The following is a 3,474-nucleotide window of genomic DNA, read 5'->3' on the forward strand; positions in this document are numbered from 1 at the left end:
GGCCGCCGGGAGCGTTCCCACGCGCTGCGTGGGAATGCCGCCGCGCACGCTCTGCGTCCGGTTTAAGGCGCCTGTGCATCGATCAACACGCCCAACCTCATTCACTCTGTAGAGTCATTTATGCCTAAGTCGACATTTCGCAAATTCGCACTGCTCGCACTGCTGCCCGTCGCCATCGGCCTCGCCGCTTATGCGCTTCAGGCCCCGGCCGACGCGCCGCAATACCTGACCGCCCCGGCTGAACGCGGCGACATCGAAAACGCCGTGTTAGCCACCGGGCTGCTCGAAGGCGTCAAACAAGTCGACGTCGGCGCCCAGGTCTCCGGCCAATTGAAATCGCTTAAAGTGAAAGTCGGCGACAAGGTAAAAAAAGGCCAATGGCTCGCCGAAATCGACCCGCTGATCCTGCAAAATACCCTGCGCAAAGCCCAGGTCGACGAAGAAAACCTGCAGGCCCAACGCCGCGCCACCGCGGCTCAACTCAAGCAGGCCAAGGCCGTTTACCAACGCTATAAACACCTGCAGGACGACGCGTCGGTGTCGCGCCAGGACTTTGAAGAGGCCGAGTCGACCTTTCAGGTGCAGCAAGCCAACCTCTTGTCCCTGGACGCGCAGATCAAAAGCGCGCACATCCAGATCGACACTGCCAAGGTCAACCTGGCTTATACGCGCATCATCGCGCCCATCGACGGTGATGTGGTGGGCATCGTCACCCAGGAAGGCCAAACCGTCATCGCCAACCAACTGGCGCCGGTACTGCTCAAGCTGGCGGACCTGGACACCATGACCGTCAAGGCCCAAGTGTCAGAGGCGGATGTGATTCACATCAGCCCCGGCCAACAGGTGTATTTCACCATCCTCGGTGAGCCCGAGAAACGCTACTACGCGCAGTTGCGCGGCACAGAACCTGCGCCGCAAAACTTTCTCGAAAGCCAAACCGCCGGCACCCCCAAGCAGAACACCGCAGTGTTCTACAACGCGTTATTTGACGTGCCCAACCCCGACCACCGCTTGCGCATCGCCATGACCGCCCAAGTGCGCGTGGTGCTTGATACGGCGAAGGCTACGCTGATGGTGCCGGTGGCGGCGCTCGGCGCGCGCAATGCCGATGGCCGTTACTCGCTGCGCGTGCTTGATGCCAAAGGCGCGGCGGTGTTGCGTGAGGTGAAAACCGGGATCAACAACAACGTCAAGGTGCAGATTCTGGAGGGCCTGGCCGAGGGCGATAAAGTCGTCATTGGCGACGCAACGCCTGCCGTGGCGGGGAGCTGACGCATGACCCAGCCACTGTTGGAACTCAAGGGCATCACCCGCAGTTTCATGGCCGGCGAGCGCGAGTTTATTGCGCTCAAGGGCATCGACCTGAGCATTCAGGCCGGCGAGATGCTGGCGATCATCGGTGCCTCGGGCTCGGGTAAATCCACGCTGATGAACATCCTCGGCGGCCTCGATTACGCCACCGCCGGCAGCTACAAGATCAACGGCATCGAAACCCGTTCACTGGCGGATGAGCAGTTGGCGGAACTGCGCCGTGATTACTTCGGTTTTATCTTCCAGCGCTATCACTTGCTGGCGCACCTGAGTGCGCTGCACAACGTGGAAATGCCGGCGATCTATGCCGGTACGCCGCAGGCCCAGCGCCACAGCCGTGCGCAGGAATTGCTCACGCGCCTGGGCCTGGCGGGGCATATCAGCCACCGGCCGAGCCAGTTGTCCGGCGGCCAGCAACAGCGTGTGAGTATTGCGCGGGCCTTGATGAACGGCGGCGAAGTGATCCTCGCCGACGAACCCACCGGCGCCCTCGACACCCACAGCGGCAAGGAGGTGATGCGTATTCTCGCCGAGCTGCACGCCGCCGGGCACACGGTGATCATCGTTACGCACGACCCCAAGGTGGCGGCGAATGCCCAGCGCATCGTCGAGGTCTGTGACGGCGAGATCGTCAGCGACAAGGCCAATCAAAGCGTCGGCCTGGAAGTGCCCAGCGAAGCCCCGATTGAGCCCAAGCGCAGCGGCGCGCGGCATTTGGTGGCAAGCCTTGGGTTGTTCAAAGAAGCCTTCAACATGGCCTGGGTCGCACTGATCTCGCATCGCATGCGCACCTTGTTGACCATGCTCGGTATCGTCATCGGCATCACTTCGGTGGTGTCGATCTCGGCCATCGGCGAAGGCGCCAAGCGCTATGTGCTGAAAGACATCCAGGCAATCGGCAGCAACACCATCGATATTTTTTCGGGTACCAGTTTTGGTGACAGCCGCGCATCGGCGATCGAGACGCTGATGCCCTCGGATGTCGACGCGCTGAACCAGCTGTACTACGTCGACAGCGCCACGCCGGTGGTGGGCCGCAACCTGTTGCTGCGCTTCGGCAATATCGATCTGGATGCGCAGGTGAATGGTGTCAGTGACCGTTACTTCAACGTGAAAGGGCTGAAACTCGAAGCCGGAATTGCCTTCAGCGAAAGCGATGCGCGGCGCCAGGCGCAGGTCGTGGTAATCGACCACAACACGCGTCAGCGCCTGTTCGGGCCGACGGTCGACCCGTTGGGCCAGGTGATTCTGGTCGGCAAACTGCCCTGCACGGTGATTGGCGTGGCGGCCGAGAATAAAAACATGTTCGCCGCGAACAAGTCGCTGAACGTCTGGGTGCCGTATGAAACAGCGGCGGGGCGCCTGTTGGGGCAACGCCATTTGGACAGCATCACCGTGCGTATCAAAGACGGCCAACCGAGCAAGGTGGTCGAAGACAACGTCAATAAACTCATGCTGCAACGCCACGGCAGCAAGGACTTCTTCACCAATAACCTCGACAGCATCATGCAGACGGTGCAGAAAACCAGCCGTTCGCTGGCGCTGTTGTTGTCGCTGATTGCCGTGATCTCGTTGTTGGTGGGCGGCATCGGGGTGATGAATATCATGTTGGTGTCGGTTACCGAACGTACCCGCGAGATTGGTATTCGCATGGCGGTGGGCGCGCGGCAGTCGGATATTCGTCAGCAGTTTTTGGTGGAGGCGGTGATGGTCTGCTTGATCGGCGGGATGATCGGTATTTCGCTGTCCTTTGCGATCGGCTACCTGTTTTCGTTGTTTGTAAAAGAGTGGGAGATGGTGTTTTCGCTGGGCTCGATTGTTACCGCGTTTGCCTGTTCGACGATGATTGGCATTGTGTTTGGGTTTGTGCCGGCGAGGAACGCGGCGCGGTTGGACCCTATCGAGGCGTTGGCACGTGATTGATGCTTGAGATTGAGTGTATATCCGTTGTTTTGAGATTGCTTAAAAGGATTCTGCCCTCACGGCGGGTCACTTTTGACTGGGCCGGAATGCCGGCCCAGTCTGAGTGGTTGAAGCAGATCAAAGGCGGCTTTTGCATACACAGCAGATCTGCTTTTGCTTTTTGTGGGAGCGGGCTTGCTCGCGATTGCGGTATGTCAGATAAGTATTTTTCAACTGACACACCGTAATCGCGAGCAAGCC

3 protein-coding genes are annotated in these 3,474 nt (G+C 59.7%); 2 read left to right on the forward strand and 1 reads right to left on the reverse strand.

All coding sequences use genetic code 11. The features are described 5' to 3' along the window. Positions 1–120 precede the first annotated feature (120 nt). Both macA and ACOZK9_RS23255 read left to right on the forward strand, forming a co-directional pair. Positions 121–1,272 carry a macrolide transporter subunit MacA gene (gene macA, locus ACOZK9_RS23250; RefSeq protein WP_421556646.1) on the forward strand — a complete coding sequence of 384 codons (1,152 nt, stop codon included), beginning with the start codon at positions 121–123 and terminating at the stop codon, positions 1,270–1,272. 3 nt (positions 1,273–1,275) lie between these two features. Continuing rightward, the gene (locus ACOZK9_RS23255; protein WP_058411658.1) at positions 1,276–3,234 is read left to right on the forward strand and encodes a MacB family efflux pump subunit; all 1,959 of its coding nucleotides are present in this window, start codon (positions 1,276–1,278) and stop codon (positions 3,232–3,234) included. Here ACOZK9_RS23255 and ACOZK9_RS23260 read toward each other — a convergent pair. Then, positions 3,209–3,474, reverse strand: a 266-nt coding sequence (locus tag ACOZK9_RS23260; protein WP_421556647.1) for a hypothetical protein, incomplete at its 5' end; no start/stop codon positions are given. The genes ACOZK9_RS23255 and ACOZK9_RS23260 overlap by 26 nt on opposite strands.

It is taken from the genome of Pseudomonas kitaguniensis (genome assembly GCF_049199985.1).
GTDB lineage: Bacteria > Pseudomonadota > Gammaproteobacteria > Pseudomonadales > Pseudomonadaceae > Aquipseudomonas > Aquipseudomonas kitaguniensis.

Coding starts and splice junctions, on each gene's coding strand:
- macA (WP_421556646.1), top strand. CDS start 121: ATGCCTAAGTCGACATTTCGCAAATTCGCACTGCTCGCACTGCTGCCC.
- ACOZK9_RS23255 (WP_058411658.1), top strand. CDS start 1,276: ATGACCCAGCCACTGTTGGAACTCAAGGGCATCACCCGCAGTTTCATG.